General features: G+C 61.0%; 20 protein-coding genes. 12 read left to right on the plus strand and 8 right to left on the minus strand.

Annotation, left to right across the window (positions count from 1 at the left end; all coding sequences use genetic code 11):
• The 3 genes from QP970_RS01750 to purT form a co-directional block, all read left to right on the plus strand.
• Positions 1-942: VaFE repeat-containing surface-anchored protein (locus tag QP970_RS01750; protein ID WP_284869415.1), on the plus strand; the 942-nt coding region annotated here is incomplete at its 5' end.
• Positions 943-1,077: 135 nt separating this feature from the next.
• A complete protein-coding gene (locus tag QP970_RS01755) occupies positions 1,078-1,818 on the plus strand; it encodes a class F sortase (RefSeq protein ID WP_284869416.1) in 741 nt (246 codons plus the stop codon).
• Positions 1,819-1,983: 165 nt separating this feature from the next.
• Positions 1,984-3,336 (plus strand): formate-dependent phosphoribosylglycinamide formyltransferase, encoded by a 1,353-nt coding sequence (gene purT, locus QP970_RS01760; RefSeq protein WP_284869417.1) that lies wholly within the window; start codon positions 1,984-1,986, stop codon positions 3,334-3,336.
• Positions 3,337-3,413: 77 nt separating this feature from the next.
• On the opposite strand, the gene QP970_RS01765 is transcribed toward purT, so the two are convergent.
• A complete protein-coding gene (locus tag QP970_RS01765) occupies positions 3,414-4,775 on the minus strand; it encodes an FAD-dependent oxidoreductase (RefSeq protein ID WP_284869418.1) in 1,362 nt (453 codons plus the stop codon).
• 235 nt (positions 4,776-5,010) lie between these two features.
• Here QP970_RS01765 and pta point away from each other — a divergent pair, with 235 nt between their 5' ends.
• The gene (gene pta / locus QP970_RS01770; protein WP_284869419.1) at positions 5,011-6,378 is read left to right on the plus strand and encodes a phosphate acetyltransferase; all 1,368 of its coding nucleotides are present in this window, start codon (positions 5,011-5,013) and stop codon (positions 6,376-6,378) included.
• The gene (locus QP970_RS01775; protein WP_284869420.1) at positions 6,379-7,593 is read left to right on the plus strand and encodes an acetate kinase; all 1,215 of its coding nucleotides are present in this window, start codon (positions 6,379-6,381) and stop codon (positions 7,591-7,593) included.
• A 12-nt stretch (positions 7,594-7,605) separates the two neighbouring features.
• Here the strand turns inward: QP970_RS01775 and QP970_RS01780 are convergent, their stop codons facing one another.
• From QP970_RS01780 to QP970_RS01790, 3 genes are read right to left on the minus strand one after another with little or no spacing between them, the layout of a single operon-like run.
• Positions 7,606-10,548: a serine/threonine protein kinase gene (locus tag QP970_RS01780; RefSeq protein WP_284869421.1), complete on the minus strand. Its 2,943-nt coding sequence runs from the start codon at positions 10,546-10,548 to the stop codon at positions 7,606-7,608.
• Entirely contained in the window at positions 10,545-11,564 is a 1,020-nt protein-coding gene (locus QP970_RS01785) for a glutamate ABC transporter substrate-binding protein (RefSeq protein ID WP_284869422.1), read from the minus strand. Before QP970_RS01785 ends, QP970_RS01780 begins: the two co-directional genes overlap by 4 nt.
• Positions 11,564-13,009: a GlnX family signal transduction membrane protein gene (locus QP970_RS01790; protein ID WP_284770450.1), complete on the minus strand. Its 1,446-nt coding sequence runs from the start codon at positions 13,007-13,009 to the stop codon at positions 11,564-11,566. Before QP970_RS01790 ends, QP970_RS01785 begins: the two co-directional genes overlap by 1 nt.
• Before the next feature lie 70 nt (positions 13,010-13,079).
• Here QP970_RS01790 and QP970_RS01795 point away from each other — a divergent pair, with 70 nt between their 5' ends.
• The 4 genes from QP970_RS01795 (at position 13,080) to QP970_RS01810 (ending at position 16,240) form a co-directional block, all read left to right on the plus strand.
• On the plus strand, positions 13,080-13,574 hold the full coding sequence (locus QP970_RS01795) for an NUDIX domain-containing protein (protein ID WP_023024031.1): 495 nt from the start codon (positions 13,080-13,082) through the stop codon (positions 13,572-13,574).
• A 30-nt stretch (positions 13,575-13,604) separates the two neighbouring features.
• Entirely contained in the window at positions 13,605-14,615 is a 1,011-nt protein-coding gene (locus QP970_RS01800) for an ABC transporter ATP-binding protein (RefSeq protein WP_239268520.1), read from the plus strand.
• Between the two features lie 6 nt (positions 14,616-14,621).
• Positions 14,622-15,398, plus strand: a complete 777-nt coding sequence (locus tag QP970_RS01805) for an ABC-2 transporter permease family protein (protein ID WP_239268518.1) — start codon at positions 14,622-14,624, stop codon at positions 15,396-15,398.
• 314 nt (positions 15,399-15,712) lie between these two features.
• Positions 15,713-16,240 carry a CAP domain-containing protein gene (locus QP970_RS01810; RefSeq protein WP_239268516.1) on the plus strand — a complete coding sequence of 176 codons (528 nt, stop codon included), beginning with the start codon at positions 15,713-15,715 and terminating at the stop codon, positions 16,238-16,240.
• Between the two features lie 343 nt (positions 16,241-16,583).
• Here QP970_RS01810 and QP970_RS01815 read toward each other — a convergent pair whose 3' ends face one another.
• From QP970_RS01815 to QP970_RS01830, 4 genes are all read right to left on the minus strand, one after another.
• Positions 16,584-18,047: a phospholipase D-like domain-containing protein gene (locus QP970_RS01815; protein WP_284869423.1), complete on the minus strand. Its 1,464-nt coding sequence runs from the start codon at positions 18,045-18,047 to the stop codon at positions 16,584-16,586.
• Positions 18,048-18,857, minus strand: a complete 810-nt coding sequence (locus QP970_RS01820) for an exodeoxyribonuclease III (protein WP_284869424.1) — start codon at positions 18,855-18,857, stop codon at positions 18,048-18,050.
• A gap of 82 nt (positions 18,858-18,939) precedes the next feature.
• Positions 18,940-19,941: an N-acetylglutamate synthase, CG3035 family gene (locus QP970_RS01825; protein WP_284869425.1), complete on the minus strand. Its 1,002-nt coding sequence runs from the start codon at positions 19,939-19,941 to the stop codon at positions 18,940-18,942.
• Between the two features lie 2 nt (positions 19,942-19,943).
• Complete coding sequence (locus tag QP970_RS01830; protein ID WP_284869426.1) at positions 19,944-20,567, minus strand: peptide deformylase; 624 nt, start codon at positions 20,565-20,567, stop codon at positions 19,944-19,946.
• Here QP970_RS01830 and QP970_RS01835 point away from each other — a divergent pair.
• The 3 genes from QP970_RS01835 to QP970_RS01845 are packed head-to-tail and all read left to right on the plus strand — an operon-like array spanning position 20,566 to position 22,993.
• Positions 20,566-20,841 carry a DUF3263 domain-containing protein gene (locus QP970_RS01835; RefSeq protein WP_084529689.1) on the plus strand — a complete coding sequence of 92 codons (276 nt, stop codon included), beginning with the start codon at positions 20,566-20,568 and terminating at the stop codon, positions 20,839-20,841. The two genes, QP970_RS01830 and QP970_RS01835, sit on opposite strands and share 2 nt — an antisense overlap.
• Before the next feature lie 23 nt (positions 20,842-20,864).
• Positions 20,865-21,809 (plus strand): LytR C-terminal domain-containing protein, encoded by a 945-nt coding sequence (locus QP970_RS01840; protein WP_284869427.1) that lies wholly within the window; start codon positions 20,865-20,867, stop codon positions 21,807-21,809.
• 44 nt (positions 21,810-21,853) lie between these two features.
• Positions 21,854-22,993 (plus strand): glutamate--cysteine ligase, encoded by a 1,140-nt coding sequence (locus QP970_RS01845; protein WP_284869428.1) that lies wholly within the window; start codon positions 21,854-21,856, stop codon positions 22,991-22,993.
• Positions 22,994-23,041 lie beyond the last annotated feature (48 nt).

Below are 23,041 nucleotides of genomic sequence, written 5' to 3' on the forward strand. Positions count from 1 at the left end.
CCGGATGCTGAGAAGCCGAATGAGGTTGCTGAGCACAAGGACATTGATGATAAGGATCAGACCGTAACCTCTGATGATTCTAAGAAGGATCTGAAGCCGGAGATTTCGACGGATGCTGATTTTGCTCAGGGTTCGCATGAGGTTGTTGCTGGTGCTGAGATTGTTGATGAGGTCAGCTATGAGGGCTTGGTTCCTGGTAAGGAATACACGCTGCAGGCTGAGTTGATTAGCAAGGCCGATAAAGAGACTGTTTTGGGTAAGGGTGAGACGACCTTTACTCCGGAGGAGTCTGCTGGCAAGGTTGATGTGAAGATCACTGTTGATAGTGATGTGACGGAGCCGGTTGAGGCTGCGGTTGCCTTCGAGGAGCTCACGTCCAGCGAAGTTGATAAGAACGGTGAGGAGACTCCGGATGCTGAGAAGCCGAATGAGGTTGCTGAGCACAAGGACATTGATGATAAGGATCAGACCGTAACCTCTGATGACTCCGATGTCCCAGGCAAGCCGTCCAAGGGCAAGATTCCTAAGTGGGCCATCCTGATTCCGGGCATTGGCTTGGGAATCGGCTTGGGCAAGATTATCTTCGGCCACCACGATCACGACCACGGCCACCATGATCACGACAAGCCGAAGGATCGTCCTGAGAAGGAGACCGAGGGCCACGGTGAGCACCCAAGCACCGAGGTGAAGGGCCAGGATACGCCGGATAAGGTTGACCAGAACTCCAGCGAAGAGCCTCGCCCCACCGAGGTGAAGGGTCAGGATACGCCGGATAAGGTTGACCAGGGTACCGACAAGGACGATCGTCCGGTCGAGGTTATGGGCCAAGAGCCTGGAAAGACTGGTAAACCGCTACCGTCCGACGCAGGACGTACGGAGATCAAGTCCGTACCGTCCGGTGCTACCGAGCTTGACCCAGGTATGCAGGACTACATTAAGTAGTGTGAGCGTACTGGTCAGGTAACAGGCGATAGCGCCTGGGCACAACATGTCCCCCTTCAGGGTGTCACCGCACACGCTGGAGGGGGCAACCCATCTGATGAACCATCGAGAAGACCACAATGAGGAGATTGGGCAATGTCTGAGGAGACAGGCCGCGAGGAACCCGTAAGCCGGGGTAAGAAGATCGGCTTTATCGTGCTGGTAGTGGCCGTAATTCTGATGTTGATCCAGCTGGCTCTCTACCTCACCACCGGTGGGGAAGATGATGAGGCTAGTGAGGGAGCATCGGAAAGCGTCTCGGCCGTAGACACCCCGGAGGACGATAAGGGCGATGCCTACGTCGATGATTCCGGTGCGCAGGAGCACGAATTCGAGCCGGCCCCGGGCCAATTCGAAGGCTTTGAAGGCATGTCCGTGGGCATCGATGGCGAGTACGCTGCCGTGGACCCGGTGCAGGTGACGGACCAGGGCGTGCTGCTGCCGCCACACGATGTCTCCCGCCTGGGCTGGTACTCCGCCTCGGCCGTGCCTGGCGATGCCGGCAATGTCGGCTCCAGTGTCATCACCGGCCACGTGAATTACCAGGGCCAAGGCACCGGCTATGCGGAGAAATTCACCCGGTTGCAGGAAAACCAGGAATTCACGGTGGTCATCGATGGTGAGGAGCGCACCTTCCGCGTGACGGAAAAGCCGTACCGCCTGCCCAAGGGCGGGGATTTCCCGGACGTGGTTAATGACACGGACGGTACCAACCGCCTGGTCCTTATCACCTGCGGCGGCAAGTTCGTCGGCGGTGCGCTGGGGTATGAGGACAACATCATTACCGTGGCAGAGCCAGTAGATGCCCCGGTTCCACCAGAGGCACCCCAGGCCTAGCAGTCTGCTTTAGAGCCCAACGAGCGCCCGGTTCGAGGATGAAAATCCTTGGCCGGGCGCTTGCGTTTATGCACTTCACGCATGTGCGCCCTGGGTGTGGCGGGTATCTATGAAATAATTTGGGGAAGTATCTGCTGCTCGGAGCGGAATCAAAGGAGCAAAGTCATGGATATTCCAGGCAAAATCGCCGGTCATATCGGCACGCCGCTGACGGGCAATGCCACGAAGGTATTGCTGCTCGGCGCGGGCGAGTTGGGAAAGCAGCTGGCTATTTCCTTCCAGTCCCTGGGCCTTGAGGTGCACGCGGTGGATAAGTACCAGGGGGCGCCGGCGCACCAAGTGGCGCACTATAGCTATATCGCGGATATTACTGACTCCGCGCAGGTATCAGAATTGGTGCAGCAGATTCAGCCGCACTACGTGGTGCCGGAGGTGGAAACCGTCGCGGTAGCGGCCCTCGAGCAGGTTGAGCAGTCCACCGATGCCGTCGTCGTGCCCACGGCGCGCGCCTGCGCGCTCACCCAGGACCGCGAGCGGGTGCGCGCGGTGGCAGAAGATATTGGGCTGCCGACCTCCGCCTACCGCTTTGCTTCCTCTGTGGAAGAACTGGAGGAAGCGGCGACGGAGCTGGGATTTCCGTGCATCGTGAAGCCGGACGTGTCCACCTCGGGCAAGGGCCACATGCTGGCGCGGGATGTGGAAGACGTGCGCGAGGCGTGGGAGACGGTGCGCCGCGTGTCCTCGGATTCGCAGCGCGTGGTGGCGGAGCGCTTCGTGGATTTTGACCTTGAGGTCACGCTGCTGGCCATCCGGTCCATCGATCCGGCCACGGGCAAGCTGGCCACGTGGTTTAGCGAGCCCATTGGCCACCGCCACGAGAAGGGCGATTTGGTTGAGGAATGGCAGCCCACAGGCATGAGCGAGATTGCGCTGGAGAACGCGCGCTCGGTTGCGGCGCGCATCTCCAATGAGCTGGGCGGGCGTGGCGTGTACGGCGTGGAGCTTTTCGTCGCCGGCGATGATGTTTACTTTTCTTCGGTCTCCCCGCGGCCTTCGGACACGGCGATGCTCACCGCCTATACCCAGCGCTTTTCCCAGTTCGACCTGCACGCCCGCGCCATTTTGGGCTACCCCATCGATGCCACGTTGATAACCCCAGGCGCCAGCATGTTCTTGCACGCGCCTGAGCCGCTTGCCGATGTCGCCTTTACCGGAATCGCCTCCGCCCTCCACTACGCCGAGACGGACGTGAAGCTCTTTGGCAAGCCCGATGCCTATAAGGGCCGGCGCATGGGGCTCGTGACGACGACGGCGGAAACGGTAGAAGAGGCCCGCGACCGCGCCGCTTTGGCGGCGCATAAGGTGAGCGTGACCTCCACACCTGGCCTGCTCGCGCAGGGCGGTGCGCGGGGCATCGACCCGCAGGCGGAAAACGTGCCCGATATCGAGGTCGTTGAATACGAGGGTGGGGTCGAACTCGACCCCAAGCTGACCTCTGGGGTGGACGATACCGACTAGCGCAGCGCTGGTTAGCGCTGCGGGGCACTGCCGACCGTGCCAGTCGGCGCCTAGTCAGGCCCGCAGTGCAGCGCTGGTTAGCGCTGTGGGCCGGCGTGCTTGACCATCTCGTCCCACTCGACGATCTTGATGCGCTCGCGGCCGTGCGGCTCGCCGGCGGCTTGCTCGGCGGCGTTGAGGCGGTGCCAGCCGTCCCAGGTGGTCACGGCGATATCGCGGCTGCTGAGCAGGTCGAGGATATCTTGCGGATCCCGCTTGGTGGCGGAGTCGAGCTTATCCGCCTTGTAATCCTCAAGCAGCATGCCGGTGGTGTCCTTGGCATCGGATTTAGTATTGCCAATCAAGCCCACCGGGCCGCGCTTGATCCAGCCGGTGGTGTAGAGGCCGGGAAGCTTCTCGCCGTCCACATCGGTCAGGACGTGGCCGCCGTCGTTGGGCATGGTGGCCGTGTCGTCGTTGAAGGGAATTCCCTCGACGGACTGCGGGTGGTAGCCCACGGCGCGGTAGACCGACTGCACGGGCCACTCGGTGAACTTGCCGGTGCCGCTTACGGAACCATCGCCATTGAGCTGGGTGCGCTCGGTTTTGATGGCGGTGACGTGGCCGGCATCGCCAAGCACCTCTACCGGGGACTCAAAGAAGTGAATGTAGAGCTTGTGCGGGGCATCGCCAGGCTCGCGCATGGCGTAGGACTCCAGGGTCTGGCAGACCAAGTCGGTGGACTTGGCGGCGCGGCGGGCCTCCTCGGAAGCCTCGTCATAGATGATGTCTTCCGGGTCCACGATGACCTCGATGGTGGGGGACTCATCGAGCTCCTTGAGCTCCTTCGGCGTGTACTTGGCCTGCGCCGGGCCGCGGCGGCCAAAGACGTGGACCTCCTTGGCGCGGTTTTCCTTCAGGGAAGCGTAGACATTATCCGGGATCTCCGTCACCAGCAGTTCGTCCGCGGTCTTGGCCAAGATGCGGGACACGTCGAGCGAAACGTTGCCCACGCCCACGACGGCGACGGACTCCGCGGATAGGTCCCAATCGCGCTCGAAGTTGGGGTTGCCGTCATAAAAGCCCACGAATTCGCCGGCACCGTAGTTGCCCTCGAGGTCCTCGCCGGGGATACCCATTTCCTTATCGGCGGTGGCGCCGGTGGCGAAGATAATGGCGTCGTAGTAATCGCGCATCTCTTCGACGGTGATGTCCTTGCCCACTTCGATATTGCCCAGGAAGCGGATGTCTTCCTTCTCCATGATGTTGTGCAGCGACTGCACGATGCCCTTAATGCGTGGGTGATCCGGGGCGACGCCGTAGCGAATCAAGCCAAAGGGCGCAGGCATCTTTTCAAAGAGATCGATCTGCACGTCCACATCGGACTTTACGAGGAGGTCAGAGGCGTAAATGCCGGCCGGTCCGGAGCCGACCACGGCGACACGCATGGGGCTAGTCATCTGTTTAGGGTGTCCTTTCTTTAGGTTTTTCTCACATTCTACGCGGTGGCAGTGCGATAAATGCCACACTGCTCTGAGTTATCTACCCCCAGTTTAGGAGGTTGCGGAAGGGCGGGGGAGGGGGTGATTCACGTACAGTGGAGTCGTCACCACGTGCTAGTAACTGTGATGTACGACATAATGTTACGGCGCGTGTTCCCAGTGTTCCCGTGACGGCAAAGGAAAGGTAATCCGCATGTCTGCATCCCAGTCCACAGTGTTAAGCTCCATCGGCCGCGGCTTCGATGGCCTCGATATTCCCGCCTTGGCGGAAAGCCTTGGCGCTGAACTGCTCCGCTTAGAAGATTTCGACCCCACCGTGGCGGATGTCTTGGCCAACGCGCCCACCGCTACTGCCGGTGCCCTCTTGGTCCAAGGCACCGGCGAGATCTCCTTCGATGCGGAGGTCGCCGCCGCGCTGGGCCTGCCGCTGGTCATTATCTCCGGCGCCCCAGAGCGCGCCGCGGAGCTGGCACAGCGCAAGGCCGAGTCCCTCGGCGCCACCGTGGCAGGCGTCTTCACCGACCTAGAGGCCGTGCCAGGTGCGTTAAGCGCGGCAGAGGAGACCGCGCCCGTCATGTCCGCAGACCTCTTCCAGAAGCAGCTCATTGACCAAGCCAAGACGACTGGATCCCACATCGTCCTGCCTGAGGGCGATGATGACCGCATCCTTGAAGCCGCCGATGCCCTGCTGCGCGATGAGGTTGCCCGGCTGACCATCTTGGGCAAGGAATCCGATGTCCAGGCCCGCGCTAAGGAGCTGGGGCTGGATATTTCGGGAGCCAATATCATCGACCACCTGGAATCGCCGCTTGCGGAGGAATTCGCCGCCGATTTCGCGGAACTGCGCAAGAAGAAGGGTGTGACCCTGGAGCAGGCCCGCGAGACCATGCAGGACATCTCCTACTTTGGCACCATGATGGTGCACAAAGGACTTGCCGATGGCATGGTTTCCGGCGCCGCCCACACCACCGCCCACACCATTAAGCCGTCCTTCCAGATCATCAAGACCAAGCCGAATGCATCGGTGGTCTCTTCCATCTTCCTGATGGTCATGCGCGGGCGCCTGTGGGCCTTCGGCGACTGCGCCGTAAACCCGAACCCGACCGCGGAGCAGCTGGGCGAAATCGCCGTGGTGTCCGCGCAGACCGCATCCCAGTTCGGCATCGACCCGCGCGTGGCCATGCTGTCCTACTCCACCGGCGCTTCCGGCACCGGCCCGGACGTCGAGCGCGCCATCGCGGCCGTCGAGGCCGCCAAGAAGCTCGACTCCTCGGTGAAGGTGGATGGCCCGCTGCAGTTCGACGCCGCCTGCGATCCCGGCGTTGCCGCGAAGAAGATGCCGGATTCCGATGTCGCGGGTAAGGCCAATGTCTTCGTCTTCCCCGATCTGGATGCCGGCAATATTGGCTATAAGACCGCGCAGCGCACCGGCGGTGCCTTGGCTGTGGGTCCCATCCTGCAGGGCCTGAACAAGCCGGTCAATGACCTATCCCGCGGTGCTACCGTTCCAGACATCATCAATACCGTTGCCATTACCGCTATCCAGGCTGGAGAGAAATAAATGTCATACGTACTGGTCCTTAACTCGGGATCCTCATCCATCAAGTTTCAGCTGGTGGACCCAACCGCTACTGCCACCGATGATCCGCTCGTCTCCGGCCTGGTGGAACAGGTTGGCGAGCCGAGCGGCGCTATTACCATCAAGGTCAAAGGGGAAAAGGTCACCGAGGAACTGGAAGTTCCCGATCACTCCTTTGGCCTAAAACGCGCCTTTGACCTGATGGATGATCATCAGGTGGGCCCGAAGGACGTCGATATCATCGCCGTGGGACACCGCGTGGTGCACGGCGGCCGCCTCTTTTCGGAACCGCAGCTCATCGAGGATCAAATTGAATCGATGATCGAGGACCTCATCCCGCTGGCCCCACTTCACAATCCCGCCAACCTGGACGGCATCCGCGTGGCGCGCAAGATCCTGCCGGATATTCCGCACGTGGCGGTCTTCGATACCGCCTTCTTCAATACCCTGCCGCCGGCCGCAGCGCTCTATGCCATCAATAGCGAGGTTGCCTCCAAGTACGATATCCGCCGCTACGGCTTCCACGGCACCTCCCACGAGTTCGTCTCCCAGCAGGTGCCGAAGATCTTGGATCGCGATCCGGAGCACACCCACCAGATCACGCTGCACCTGGGCAATGGCGCCTCCGCGGCCGCCATCCGCAATGGCCGCGCCATCGATACCTCGATGGGCCTTACCCCGCTGGCCGGCCTGGCCATGGGTACGCGTACCGGCGATATCGATCCAGGTATCATCTTCCACCTGGTGCGCCAGGCGGGCATGAGCATCGATGAGATCGATAAGCTGCTCAATAAGCAATCCGGTGTCAAGGGCATTGCGGGCGTCAATGACTTCCGTACGCTGCGCGAGCACATTGATAACGGCGATGAAGACGCGTGGCTGGCGTATAACATCTACATTCACCAGCTGCGCCGCTTCATCGGCTCCTACATGATTGCCCTGGGCCGCGTGGACGCCATTACCTTCACCGCCGGCGTGGGCGAAAACGACACCGAGGTGCGCCAGGACGCGCTGTACAACCTGGATATGTACGGCATCGACTTTGATAAGGAGCGCAACCTCGTCCGCTCCGATGAGCCGCGGGTCATCTCCACCGACGATTCCCCGGTCAAGGTCCTAGTGGTTCCCACCAATGAGGAGCTGGCCATCGCGCAGAAGTCTGCGGAGGTCGCCGCCCAGGCGCGCGAGGCAGGCTAATTTAAGTAGGCCCTAGAAGGTGGTGATGGGCCGGACCTGGTTGGCCAAGTCCACCAGCGCATAGCGGTGGCGGCTAAACGGGGCCTGGCGGGCAAGGGCCCGCAGGGTCTCGGCCAGGCCGGTGCGCAGGCCGCGCTGGGTAAAGGCGTACTCGAAGAGGTCATTCGGCGAGGACGCCCGCGCGAGATCGGCGTTGCGCAGGAAGTTCAGGCCCGCGGAGATGACGGCGATCTTGATTTGGAGGAAGCGCGGCTCGTTGGTGGGGACTTCTTCGAGGCGTCGGGCAGCGCGGCGAATGCGCGATTCCGATAGATCGTGCACGATGAGCTGCAATACGGTGGTAAGCAGCGCCATGCGGAAGTGGCGCGAGGCATTGGGTACCTTATCCAAGGTGGCTACGGACAGCTCCACTTGGCCCTCCGCGCGCAATTGGCGGGCAAGCCCAAAGGCGGAGGACACCGTCGTGGGGTTGGTGGCCCAGACGATGCCGTATAGGCGCATGGAATTAAAGCGTAGCGCGCCCGGGTCTTGGGTGACGTGGGACCAGATTTCCGGCTGGCCCTCAAAGGCAGAAGAGGGGAGATCCGCCAAGGTAGTGTAGAGGTTGGAGCAGGCGCGGGCAACGGTGGCATCAATAAGCGATGTTTCACTGTAATCAATCTGCTGCAGGATGAGCTCATTGATGGCCGCGATGGCGAGCTTGGGGGCGGCCTCGCCGGGTAATAAATCGAGGACTGTGGCGAAGTACTCTTGGGCATCGACGTAATCATCGTGCAAGAGCTCGGTGATGCCGGCATACCACTGGTAGCGCCAGTCGCGGCCGAGGCGGTCCTCGATGGATCCTAACCACTGGCGGGCCTCGTCGGTATAGCCCAAATCAATCATGGAGCGCACCACGCCGAGGGGAATCTCGGCGGAATGCTCGTATTCCGGAGTCCGCATGGCTTGGCGCAGGGTCTCGAGGGCTTCCTGCGGCTCGGCGTACGAGGTACCTTGCAGCAGGCTGGCGCCGACATCGTCGCGGTCTACCAGGGGCGTCGGCAAGGCGGAGACCACCTCGGGGGCGGTGATTTGGATGGTGCGGTCGATGCCATCGATAAGCTGATCCGTGCGAAAGACCAGGTGTTTGGTGCCAAAGGTGGTACGTTGCGGCGAGAAGAGCGAGTGCTGGGAGGGGTACTGGCGGCCGTCGCGGATGGCGAGCACCTCGCGCAGCACGCCGTAGAGCTGGGTGCGCAGCTCCTTGATGGAGCTAAACCGGCGCTGCGGGTCGCGGTGGGTCGCGCGCAGCAGCAGGCGGTAGAGGGAAAGGAAGCGGCGCAGCTCCGGCTCCTTGGACGGGTTGGGGATGCCGGGAAGGAAGACGCCGTCCTCGCTGGGCAGCTTGAGGCACAGCGCCGCCAGGGTGCGGCCGATGGTGTAGATATCGCTGGCGATGGACGGCCCCTTGGACACGACCTCCGGGGCCTGAAAGCCCTGGGTACCGTAGATAAACCCGAAGGCTCCGATGCCGGAGACCGCGCCCAGGTCAATGAGCTTGACCTGGTCCTCGGTGACGATGATGTTATCCGGCTTCAGGTCGTTATAGACCACGCCGCGCGAGTGCAGGTACTCCAGCGCCGGCAGGATTTCCAGGATATAGCCAATGGCAATGTCAACGGGCAAAAGCTCGTTGGGCTGCTTATTGCGCCTGCTTCTTAGCGATGGCCCGCCCACGTACTCCATGACGATGAATCCACCGGGCACGCGGTCATCGTCGATGAAGTTAAAGATCTTGACGATGCCCGGGTGGGTAATGTCTGCCAGAAACTCGCGCTCGGCTTCGGCAGCGGCCGTCTCATCGGCTGACTTTTGCGCCTGCATGCCCTTGAGCACGACCACGCGCCCGGAGACGTAATGGTCATTGGCCAGGTAAATCCAGCCCATGCCGCCGTGGGCGATGACGCCGAGGATTTCGTATTGCTCCGCGACCATATCGCCCGGTTCCAGCTGCGGCGGCGGGACCTTCTTGCCCTTGATCTTCTCTGAGGGATCGATGAGGGCAGCGGTGGGATTGGCCGGGGTGATAAACGGCAGGCGCACCATGCCATCAGCAACCGGCCGCTCGGTGCGCTGCGTGCCGCGGCGCTCGCGGAAGGTATCGATCGCCTGCCGACGCGAACGCTCCGAGGATTTTTCCTGGGCCGTTTTTTCATCGCGTTCGCTCTCGCGCTGGGCGCGGATATTCTCTAGGTCCGCGAGCAGGCTGGAGAGGTGATCCGGGTCGATAGATCCATCGTCGTCTTCATCATCATCGGCGAAGGGATCGAAGGCTACCGCCGAAGTCCCCGGATCCTCCCGGTGCTCGATGGGCTCGCTGGCGAACGGGTCATACGCCACGGCCGCTGTGCCCACTCCGCCGGTATCGCCGTCATCGTCGCTTTCATCGGCGTCGTTGCCATTTCGTACGCCCTGAGCCGCGGTGCCCTGGGCCGCGGAGTCTTGGCCCTCTGCGCCCGGGCCAGTCGTGCGCTGGCCCGCAGCGTTTTGGCCAGCGGTGCTGCCACCCGCTGTGCGCCTACCCGTGGCCTCCGTATCCGGGAAGGCAGCCGCGGGAGCCGTGCCGGGAACCTGCGCCGCGGCGGTATCCACCTCAGCCTCGCTAGTGCTTTTATCGCTTTTGCCAGCGTTATGAGTGGTGGCTGCCGTATCGACGTCGACGTTGCGGTTTGCAGAGTTGGGGCGAGCAGCGGCGGTATCCGGACCAGCGGGGTCGACGGGGTCGGCGGCGTCGGCTGTATTGGCCGCGTCAGGAGAGTCGGCAGCGCCGAGGTCGCGGTCTTGGTCAGGGTCTTGGCCGTGGTCAGCGTCGCGGTAGGAAGCCTTGGTAGGATTTCGGAATTGGCGCTGGGTATCGAGGTTTTCGGGCTCGAGGTATTCGAGCTCGTCTTCGCTGAAATTCGGGTTATGCTTCATGACTTATCTTCCTCGATGTATGTCCCCGACGGCAGGGTGGGCTCGTCTAGGTAAGCGCCTAGCCATTTATCAAAGATGTCGGACCATGTCCCGTCGCGGCGGATGCGCTCCAAGGTGGAATTGACCTGGCGCAGCAGCGGGCGGGAGTCATGATCCTTGCTAGGGCGGCGCGCAGCAACGCCGTAATTCTCGGTCTTTAGGGGCTCGCCCACGATGGAAGTATAGGAATCCTGCGCAGCCATGCCGGAAAGCAGGGCATCATCAACCACCACGCCATCGGCCTGGTTGAGCTGCAGCGCCATGAGGCAATCGCCCCAGGAGCGGGTGATGAGGATATCAGACTTGGGGGCGCGCTCGCGGATGGTATCCAGCGCGGTGGAACCGCGCACCCCGCACAGCCTTTTGTCTTCCGCATCCTCGATGGAATTCATCCCGGAGCTGGTAAGGACTAGCATGCGGGTCTGCGTGGTCATATAGGGAATGGAAAAGGCCACTTCCTTCTCGCGTTCGGGGCTAATGGTCATGGTGCGCACGATGATATCGACGGTGCCATTATCCAGCGCGGCGGTGCGGTCAGAGGATTCGACGAAGCGGAAATCCACCTTACTGGGATCGTCGAAGATATCGCGGGCAATCTCGTGGGCGATATCGACCTCAAAGCCGCGGACATCGCCGGAGGCGGCATCGCGGTAGCTCAGCAGGTTATTGGAGCGGTCCACGCCCACGATAAGGCGCCCGCGCTTGACGATGTCCGGCACCCGCTCCTTCGCCGTTTTGCCATCCGGCCGGTAGGTGCCTCTGAGTTCGGTATCGTCTTCCTTGTTGGGCGCGGTGCTACCGGCTTCTTCTATTGTGGAGCCCTCCGGCAGCGGCGGTCCGGGGCTGGCATCGAGTGCCTGCTGTTCGGGTGATTCCAGTGGCGGGGCGGAGCGAATATCGCAGCCGGCCAGCGTAAGGACACTGCAGGTGGCAACGATGGCGGTCAGCGGTGCGGTAAGCCGTGCTCGGTAGTGCATTAGAGGTACTCCTGCAGTCGGGGACGAATGCCCAGCCACACCGCGAAGATGGCGCACAGGGTGAGCAGGAAGACGGCGGAGGAGACCGCAGTCATGGCGGTCAGCCCGCGCTCTAGGTAGGTGCGCATGGCGATGCGCGCCTGGCCAATGAGCTCCGAAAGCTCGCTATCGAGCTCGTTGAAGGACTGCGCGGCGGTGGTCTCGCCATCCTCGGGATCGGTGATGGTGGCCTGGTAGACCGCCTCATCGTAGTCGCCTTCGCTCAGCGCCTCCATAAGCTTTTCGTGCGAGTCTTGCCACTTTTCGGTGGCGGCGCGGGCGCTGTGGATGAGTTCGGGATCGTTGACCTCGACGTCATCATCGTGCAGCGCGCTTTCATAGTCCCCCAGCGCCTTTTCAATGGAATCTACCGATCCGGAAAAGCGCTCGAGCGTATCTTCCTCAGACGAGCGCAGCACCAGCGCGAGTGTTTCTGAGGTGCGCGCCTGCTGCGCCTCAATGCGCGAGGCCGTTAGCGAATCCCACGGGCGCGATGCGGTTTCAAAGCCTTGGTGGCCGGTGGACCACGTGGCCAAATTAGACAGCGCGACCCAGAAAATGGCCAAGAAGAGCAGCACCGTTGCGGTTAAAAAGCCGCGGTTAAACCGGCGGCGGGTCTGGCGCCACAGCCACCACTGCGCCACGATGAGGAAGAAGACCGCGGCCAAAAGGCCAGATAGTGGAACCCACTGCGGCGAGGTGAGCTTTTGCTGTTGCTGGTTGACCTTTGCGGTGGTCAGCTGGAAGAGCTCAGAGGCCGCTGGCAGGATGTGCTCGCGCATGAGCGAGGAGGCATTGGACATATAGGAGTTAGCCACGGCATTGCCGGCGCGGTGGTTCGAGCGCGCCTTTTCAATCATCGCGGTATAAATGGGCAGCTCGCGCTGGATGAAGGTGACAAGGTCGCGCACGCGGGCATCGTCAGGCGTGGTGCCCAGCACGGATTCGGTCGCGGCGATGGAGGCGGCATCGATGGCATCGTTATAGCGCTCGCGATTGCCCTCTGATTCCACGCCGGCCTGCACGAACCCGGTGGTGGCGATGGTATCGGCCACCGATAAGGAGCTATAGAGGTGGTGGGCCGCATTCGACATCGGCTCGGTGGTATTGAGCAGCTCGTCGAGGTCGGAGTGGCGGGCGGCGGAAGATTGGGACATCGACAAGCCGGCGGCGCCCAATGCCACCGTGAGGATCAGGGTGACGGTAAAAAGCTTGCCCGGGGTGGTGGAGGCGAAATAATAAAATCGCCGCAGCAGGCGCGCCGGGCCCGCAAACCATTCCATGGCGCGGTGGGTGAGCCCGCTGAGGGCCGGGCGAGAGGGCGCGGTAACCTCATCCAGCCAGTGATCGCTGGGGTGAGCGTCCTCTTCGCGCTCTGACTCTACCCGCACTGCCTGCTCAGTCATTTACTTAGAATAACGCCCCCAGTGTGCTGGGCGCCACCATTTACCCGCGTGTGTGGCTAGGATAGGAAATATGCATAACCCTCACAGTGGAGACGGCTGGGCGGCGGGCCCCAGTGGCATTCGCGTATGGGGAAAATTCGGTGCCGCCGGCCTCTTCCTCGTTGCCGGGCGCGAGGTGCTGCTGCAACACCGCGCTGCGTGGACCAATAATGGCAATACCTGGGGGATTCCCGGCGGCGCGCGGGACCTACAAGAAAGCCCCACTCAGGCCGCGCTGAGGGAAACGCACGAGGAATGCGCCATCGCGCCTGCCGATGTCGAGGTGCTCGACACCCAAGTAACGGCCGGGCCCTATCCTCCGGCGGGGGATTTGCCGGGGGAGTGGACCTATACCACCGTGTTAGCGCGCACCCGCAGCGGCCTGCGCCTGCCCACCACCGCTAACGAGGAATCTCACGAGCTGCGCTGGGTGGGGCTGGATGAAGTGGAAAACCTGCCGCTTATCGCGCCATTTCGCCACGCCTTTCCCGCCCTGCGGCAGCGGGTGGAAAAACTGTACCGGTAAAGTATTCAAAATTATGGCACTGTAGTGCTCATGATTGAAGTACAGGGACTGACTAAGGATTACGGGTCTGTCCGCGCCGTTGAGGATCTCACCTTTCAGGTAAAGCCCGGTGTGGTCACCGGCTTCTTGGGGCCCAATGGTGCCGGCAAATCCACTACCATGCGGATGATCGTGGGCTTGGACGAGCCCACGGCGGGTGAGATTCGCGTTAACGGCAAGCACTACCGCGACTTGGAGCACCCGCTGCGTGAGGTGGGCGCGCTTTTGGATGCGAAGGCGGTACACCCCAACCGCACGGCCGCGAATCACTTGAAGTGGATGGCGGCGTCCAATGGTATTCCCGCCTCCCGCGTGGATGAGGTGCTAGGGCTGGTGGGGCTTTCCGATGTCGCCGGTAAGAAAGCCGGCGGCTTTTCCCTCGGTATGGGCCAGCGCTTGGGCCTTGCTGGTGCTCTATTGGGTGATCCCGGAATCCTCATCCTGGATGAGCCGGTCAATGGCCTGGATCCAGAGGGCATCCGCTGGGTGCGTCAGCTCGTGCGCGCGCTGGCTGCAGAAGGCCGCACCATTTTGATTTCTTCCCACCTCTTGTCCGAGATGGCCCAGACCGCAGACCACCTCGTGGTCATTGGCAAGGGGAAGATGGTTGCGGATAAGCCCACCCACGAGTTCGTCCGCGGCCACTCGCAGTCCTTGGTGTATGTGCGCTCGAACCACCTCCCGGAATTCGGTGAGGCCCTAAAGAAGGAGGGCGTTTCCTTTACCGAATCCAAGGATGAGGAGGGCCGCCCGCGGCTAGAGGTCATCAACCAGACCACCGAGTTCGTAGGCGAGCTGGCCTATTCTACCGGGGTGCCGCTGCACGAGCTCACCCTGAAAAGCGCTTCGCTGGAGGATGCCTTCATGGATCTCACTGGCGATGCCGTGCAGTATCACGCAGGCACGCCTGGCGTGTCGGGTGCGCAGGTAGGTCAGTCAGGCCAATCCGGCCAGCCAGGCCAATCCGGTGGGTTCGCCCGCCCCAACGAGCAGGAGGTTTAATCCGCCATGTTGAATATCTTGAAATCCGAGTGGATTAAGCTGCGCACCACCCGCTCCTTCTGGTGGACCACCGCGCTATTCCTTCTATTTTCGTGGGGGTGGGCCGGTGTCACCGCTGCGTTTACTGAGCCGCTCGATCCGGAAGCCGTTGATATGGGCTTTCAGCCTATTGGAGCCGAGTTCACCGTCGTATTCCTGGTATCCCTGGGCCTGCCGGTGCTGATGATTCAGGCCATCATGCTGGTGACCACGGAATACCGCTTCGGCACCCAAGCCATTACCTTCATGGCCTCCCCGCGGCGTTGGAGCGTGGCCGTGGCCAAGCTGGTCTTATATGCGGTCATCGCGGCCGTACTGACCTTCATCGGTGTGGTGGGCGCGTACCTGCTTACGGAACTGCTTGCCGATAGCTCCATTTCCGCCACCTTTGACCCCTGGAACGATGAAGTCGGCCGCGAGCAGCTGTGGAAGTACCCACTGGCCGCGGTCCTCGTGGTGGCCTTTGCCCAAGGCATCGGCATGCTCATTCGCCAGACTGCGGGCTCTGTGGCGCTAGGCCTTATTTTGTACTTGGGCGTGGATCAAATCGTCAGCATGATGCCCGTGGTAGGCGATAAGATCGGTAGCTTTATGCCCTTTACCGCTTTCCAGAACTGGCTATTCAATGTCCCAGTGGATAACGCACTGTGGACGGAATCCGCAGGCAGCGGCATCGTATTCTTCATCTGGGCCGCAGTGCTGTGGGCCCTTGGCGTGCTGGTGCTGCACAAGCGCGATGCTTAGGCGAGGGTAGGTCTATTGTTTGAGACATGACTGGTAACCGGCTGATTGTGATCAGCCGGTTATTTTTATTGGTGGTTAATGGCTGCCTCAGCAAACAGCCTTTCCAGATGGGAGAATATTTGAGAGCCCTATGGATGCGCGCATATCGTAAGTTAAACTCTAAACGCCTTTAAATATAATTATATTTTATCGGAAATGCAGTTTAAATATTATTTATGTACTGACAATATTTTTCTTTTGCGTTAGGGTTGGGGGTGAAGAAAAAGAAATTGTGTAGAGTAATGTAGTCAAGTTTATCCGAGGGAGTGGTAAGTGTGTCCAATGAAATGCTTCCAGATTCTGTTGAAAAGTTTGTAGCCCCGACTATCGCGGGTGCCGCATTAGTGGGAGGTGGGGTAGCCGCAACTACCCCTCCAGCTAAGGCACAAGGACCTATCGGTAACGCTGCTGAAGTAGTTAGCCACATGAAGCCCGATGGGGCCCGTGCGCACTCTATTGTTAACGAAGTCAATGCAGCAAGGGCGGATCATGGTTTAAATCCCGTGACAGAAAACCCTGCGTTAAACAATATCGCTCAAGACTGGGCCGACCATTTGGTGGGAACAGGGGATTTGCAGCATCGGCCAAATCACTGGGAAACCTATCCGGATAGTATTCCTGCCGGTGGCGAAAACGTCCTTCAAGCATGGGACGATTTCGCAGATGCGAAGCTGGTAAATATGTGGCTGAATTCACCCAGCCACAGGAAGATTTTGCTGGACCCAGAAGCGAAAACGGTTGGCACGGGCATTGCCGTTGGCGCGAACGGTGAGCTTTTTGCCGTACAGAATTTTGGGCGTTAAAGAAGCGCCTTTTAATAATCCTCTTCGGAATAGCCGCGATATGATCACTCTTGTATTCCCTAAGCTTTTGATACGCTCTCGCGCATAAGCAATATCAAAGTCAGAATCAGGGTTTATAGTAAAAGCAATAGACAAGAGAGAAATCTGCGGAGGATTCGGCGTATCTTTCGCAATTAGTTCCAATAATTAACGCCGATCCGGAGTCAATTAAGTGGACTACACACTCATCTCTGCGGTGATACCGTGCGCGGTTCAACGCGGGAAGTTCTACTCTGGTTCTGCAAAAGAAAGCTTGTGTTTAGATAGCCTATGAGTGGACTATTGGGGCATCGGCAAGCAGAGCTTATTGCAGTGCCGAGGTCAGCCGCATGACGTTATCGATGTAGCGGCGGACAAAACCGCGCTGGTTCCACTCCTCGAGGGTGAGCTCGTGGCACACCGCGCGGTAATTGGCGGCGAGCTGGTTGAACTGGGCGAGGAGATCGCCCTTGGCCACGAGCATGGTGGTCTCATAGTTGAGGCCGAAGGACCGCGGGTCCATATTGGACGAGCCGAACATGCACAGCGGATTGAACTCCTGGTCATCCGGATCCGTGATGATGAACTTGGAGTGCAAAACATACGGGTAGGGGAATTGGTAGATATGCACCCCGGCCTCAAGCAGCGCCTGGTAATAGGAAGACTGGGCGTGGTTGACCATGAATTGGTCCGCGGTATCGGAGACATAAAGCTCCACATCCACCCCGCGGTAGCAGGCGGTGGTCACGGCCTCTAAGAGGGATTCATCCGGCACGAAATACGGCGAGCACAGCACCAGGCGCTGCTTGGCGTGGTGCACCAGGGAGTTAAACATGCGCAGGTTCGGCTCGGTGGTATAGCCGGGGCCGGAGGGAATCATCTGCAGGTAGTTGGCATCGACGGTTTGGGCATCGTCATAGGGCAGCTCATCTAGCGGGAGATTCTCGCCGGATTCGGTGTACCAATCCACCGCGAAGACCGCGTTCATGGCGGTGACAATGGGCCCGGATAACTCCACCATGTAATCGATCCAAAAGCGGTCAGTGGTTTTATATTGGCGCTTGATCAGGTTGATGGAACCGATAAAACCTACCTCGCCATCGATAATGACGAGCTTTCGGTGGTTGCGCAGATCCGGGCGGCGGAAGCGGCCCTTATGCAGCTGGATGGGCAGCATGAGGCGCCAATCCACGCCGATTTCCGTGAGCCTATCCCCCAGCGAGGAATAACCCTTGTACTTAAAACTGCCAATCTGATCCAGCAAAAGGCGAACCTTGACGCCGCGGGCGGTGGCGCGGGCAAGGGCCTGGAAAAATACATCCGTGGTCTCATCCCAGGATTGGATATAGACCTCGATGGAAACGTATTTTTCGGCGCGGTCCACAGCGGCGGCGATGGCGCGAATGCATTCATCATAATCCGCATGCAGGCCCAGGTTATGGCCAATGAGCGCCGGAAAACCGGTCAGCTCGCGGTTGAGCTTGATGACGGATTCCACCTCCGCCGACAGGATGCCCTTGGGATGATCCGGGGTGCGGGCGGAAATATCCTCGAGGCGCTCATTGGCCTCTTGCTGGATCCGGTGGCGGCGCCGGTTGATATACGGCGAGCCCATGAGCAAAAACAGCGGCAGGCCGATGACGGGCAGCACCAGAATGGCCAGCAACCATGCGGTGGAATTGGAGGGCCGACGGCCTTCTGGCACGAAGCCGACGGCGATGATCTTGATGGAATAATCAATGATGAGGAAGAACAGCTGCCAGAAGCTGAGATCGAGCGACCAGGTCATTTAACGCACGGAATCGAAATCGGGCAGATCAAAATCTGCATGAAGCGGGCAGTGATCGGAGGTCTTTTCGCCAGCGCGCTCCTCCATGTCTACGCGCGCGCCGGTGACGTGCTTGGCCAGCGGCGCCGAGGTGAGCTGGAAATCGATGCGCATGCCCTCGTTCTTGTGAAAGCGCATCCCCTTGTAATCAAAGTAGGTATAGCGCTGATCCTCGGTAAAACAGCGCGTGACCTCTTCGAGGCCTGCCTCCTCGAGCATCTGGAAGGCGGCGCGCTCGGGCTCGGTGACATGCGTCTTGCCGCGGAAGGCCTCGATATCCCACACGTCCTCATCGCGCGGGGCGATATTGAAATCGCCGGTTAAAAGCAGCTTGGATTGGGCGCGGCCGGCGGCGTAGTGGGAGAGCTGGTAGAGGAAATCCAGCTTGTAGTCGTAGTGGCGGTCCGTAATCTCGCGGCCGTTGGGAATATACAGCGACCAGATTTCTACCCCGCGGATGCGCGCACCAAGCGCCCGGGCCTCGCGGTCCTGGGGCTTTTCAGGGTCCTTGGCAAAGCCAGGCTGGTGGGGGAATCCGGTAAAGACTTCTTCCGGTTCTTCTTTGGAAATGATGGCCACGCCATTCCATTGGTTCAGGCCATGGCAGGTGACATGGTAGCCGGCATCCTCGAAGGCCTCGCGGGGGAATTTATCGTCCTTGACCTTGGTTTCTTGTAAGCACAGCACGTCAATATCGTGCGTGTGGAGAAGATCCAGCGCCCGCTGGATGCGGGTGCGAACGGAGTTGATATTCCACGTGGTGATGCGCATGGATAATACAGTACCGCGCGGGCAATGGCCCGGACTAGTCCAGGCCGCGGCCGGCGGGCTAGGCGGACTAACCCAGCTGGGGCTAGTCGCGCAAACGGGCGTAGATCTGGCGGTGCTGCTCGATGAACCCCAGCTTTTCATACAGGCGAATGCCGGCGGTATTAGATGCCAAGACATCGAGATAGGCGTGTTGTGCGCCCTGGTCGCGTCCCCAGCGCAGCATGTGCTCGCCCAAAAGCGCACCGAGGCCCTGGCGGCGGTGCGAGGGTGCTACTTCCACGGCGGAGTATCCCAGCCAGGCGGTGCCGTCGCCGGATTCGGTGATGGTGCCGCGGGTGATGGCAACGGTCTCGCCGCCAATAATCAGCCGCCCAAAGCCCATCGTGCCCTCGATGCGGGCGCGCAGGTACTCCAGGGCCTCGGCGGGCAGCGCCTGGCCGCGGAAGTGGTACATCTGCAGCCACGCGTCATCGGGTTGGTCATCGATGCGAAACTCCGCGCCGCTGGGGTGGGACCCCGGGGCCTCGGTGGATAGAGCCTCGAGATCGCGCAGGACCATGACGAGGATTTCGGGTTCGGTCTCCCAGGCGGCATCGGCAAGCAGGCGCTCTGCAGGCTTGCCAATGCGCTCCGGGATGAGCAGGCGCACCGGGAGATCGTGGCGGCGATAGAACTCCGTGATTTCCGCCAGCGGGACCGGGTTAAAGCCCGCGGAGGGCCCGAGTGGGACGGCGGAATTGGACCGGCCCGTCACACCATCGCCGGCGCGCATGAGCCAGGAACCGTCCGCGGTCCACGTGTGCTCCTTGCCGGGAAAGGCCTGGGCGGTGGCATATTCGACGGCGCGGATATCGGAATTGCGCACCATGCGCGGCGAAAGGCGCTTGATAATCTTCAGCTGCTCGGGCGCGATTTCCACGGCCTCGAGATCGGAAGGGTAGCCGCCAACCTGCTGCGGGCGGATGACCAGCGGCTCGAGGCTGAGGACGTGGCCAATGACATCGCTATGTACCCCGCCGAAATCGCGCCGCGCCACGACGCGATCGCCTACCTGCACGTTATCGGAGCGAAAGATGCCGGACATGATTAATCGTCGTGGCCGAAGGGGTCTTCGTCCTCGCCCGGCATCCAGGAGTAGCCCGGCTCGGTCCAACCATTGCGCTTAATGGCCTTCTTAGCCTGGCGCTTGTAGCGGCCGATGAGGGTATCGGTATAGACGTAGCCATCGAGGTGGCCGGTCTCGTGTTGCAGGCAGCGGGCAAAAAAGCCGTAGCCCTCCACGGAAATGTCGTTGCCGTGCTCGTCCTTGCCGGTTACGCGCGCCCAGTCGGCGCGGCCGGTGGGAAAGCCCTCACCCGGCACGGAGAGGCAGCCTTCGTCGTCGGAGCCGTCATCGGCAGGCATGGTCTCTGGAATCTCGGAGGTCTCCAGCACCGGATTGATGACGCAGCCCTTGCGCATGCCGGCCTTATCGGCGGGCAGCTCGGTGCCGTCCGGGCCTTCGGTATCGGGGCAGTGGTACACGAAGAGCCGCTTGCCGATGCCCACCTGGTTCGCAGCCAAGCCCACGCCGTGGGCGACCTCCATGGTCTCGTACATGTCCGCGATGAGCTGTTGCATCTCAGGGCTGGAAATCTCGGATTCTTCCACCGGCGTGGTGGGCTGATGAAGCACGGGGTCGCCGTGGATAACGATGGGGCGAATAGTCATGCTTTACAGTTTAGGCATGAACCCCTTGTCTGACCTAGACGCCGCCATCTTAGATTTTGAGGAAACCGCTCCGCGCAGCATTGGCCGCAAGGAAGAGGCCATCCGCGCGCAGCTGGATATCTCGCCGGTGCGCTATCACCAACGCCTCAACCTGCTTCTTGATGCCCCCGCTGCCGCCGAATCCCATCCTCTCTTGGTGGCCCGGTTGAAGCGCCTGCGGGAGGAGCGTGAAAACACGCGGCGCGCCGCGCGGGGAAATACCCCACCGCGTTAGAACTGGCTACTAATGTTACTGAAGTGACTAAAGAGAATCCGGATAATCTATACGACCAGCAATTCGACGACGCCCCAGATGGTGCCGCTGCGGAGGATGCCGCCGCGGCCGATTATGGCGATGCTTATTATGACGACGCCTACGACGGCGCTTATGACGATGAGGTAGGCGGCGAGGACGCTGCCGCTACCGCTGGCGCTGCAGGTGCCGGAGCGGGAGCCGCTGCGGCTGGAACTGGCGGTGGGGGAGGCGCCCACGCCAAGAAGGGCGGTTTACCGCTGCGCGGGCTCGCCATGGTGCTTATCGCCGTGGCCGTGATGCTCGGCCTGTGGGGCCTTTATGCCATGACCTCGGAGGATGACGATTCGACCGTCGCTTCCGATTCCGAGCAGTCGAAGTCAGACGGCTCCGCACATGGCGGCCAAGAGGGCAATGGCGCGGGCGGTCCTGCCGCGGATGGCGCGCGCGGCGATGGCTCCCGCGACGGGGCCAATAACCAGCCGCCTCGCGAAGGCGAGGGCGATAACGCGCACCCGAACGCCGGCGCCGAGGGCGAGGCTAACCGCGATGCCGGCCGCGATGCCGGTGCACGCGGCGGAGGTAACGATCGCGGCGGGGATGAAGCCCGGGCCGGCGGCAACGATACGCCGTCCGCTGCGCGCGACCGCAATGACATTAAGGTCAGCGTTCTTAATAACTCCGGTGAATCCGATAAGGCCAAGAACGAAGCCGACGTGTTGAAGGACGGCGGCTTCAAGGTGGGCTATGTGGGCAACCTGCCAGGCGACGTCCTGACCGTGCCCAAGACCACCGTCTTCTACCCAGAAGGCGATACCTCCGCGGAGTCCTTGGCTAAGGAAGTCGCCGCGCGCTACCAGGCGGAAATCAAGCCCATGAATAAGGACCTGCCCAAGGAAGCTACCGAGGACGGCGCCGTTGTGGTCGCCCTCGCCGTCCCACAGGCCTAAATAAAATTCATGGAATATTACCTGCCACCCGTTAAGCTGGACCAGTGAAGATTCCGGCAGAAGTATTCGCCCGTTCCCCCGAGCCCACGCTCGGGGTGGAATGGGAAGTCGCGCTCGTGGACCGCGACTCGCGCGATCTCGTCCCGCGTGGGGCTGAGCTTATTGATCTCGCCACTGCCGCCCACCCAGATATTCACGTGGAAAAGGAATTCCTCCAGAATACGGTGGAACTAGTCACGGGCATTTGCACCACGGTGCCAGAAGCCATTGCGGAGCTAGAAACCTCGCTGGCGGCCGTGGAAGAAGCAGCTGCCAAGCTCGGTATCGATGTGTGGGCCTCTGGCGGGCACCCGTTTACGGATTTCCGGGAAAACCCGCTATCGGATAAACCCAGCTATCAAGAGATCATCGCCCGCACCCAGTATTGGGGAAAGCAGATGCTACTGTGGGGCACACACGTCCACGTTGGCATCAGCCACGAGGATCGCGTCTGGCCCATCATCAATGCGTTGATGACGAAGTACCCCCACCTCTTGGCCATTTCTGCGTGCTCGCCCGGGTGGGAAGGCCTCGATACGGGCTACGCCTCCAACCGCACGATGCTCTATCAACAGCTGCCTACCGCTGGCATGCCGTATCAATTCTTCACGTGGGACGAGTGGCAGTCCTATATGCGGGATCAGGCCATCTCCGGGGTTATCAATCACACCGGCTCGATGCACTTTGATATCCGCCCAGCCTCGAAGTGGGGCACCGTAGAGGTCCGCGTATCCGACGCCACCTCGAACCTGCGGGAGCTATCCGCCGTCGTCGCTCTCACGCACTGCTTGGTCGTGCACTATGACCGCATGATTGATGCGGGCGAGGAGCTACCCGTCTTGCAGCCGTGGCATGTGGCGGAAAATAAGTGGCGCGGCGCGCGCTACGGCATGGATGCCCTCGTTATTACATCGCGCGATACGGACGAGGCTTGGGTCAAAGATGAATTGGCCCAGATGGTAGAAGAACTCACGCCCTTAGCCCGCGAGTTGGGCTGCGCGGAAGAGCTGGCCTTGGTGCACGAAATCATCGACGGCGGCGCCGGATACGAACGCCAACGCCGCCTCTTCCAAGAAACCGGCAGCTGGCGCGATGTCGTCGAAGAAACCTGCCGCGAGCTCCACACCTTCCGGCCGGTGCGCTAATCAGCTAAGCGATGATCGGCTAGGCGTGCGTTTAGTGAGCGCAAGCCT

The sequence above is a fragment of the Corynebacterium sp. MSK073 genome, assembly GCF_030232085.1.
Taxonomy (GTDB): Bacteria; Actinomycetota; Actinomycetes; order Mycobacteriales; family Mycobacteriaceae; genus Corynebacterium.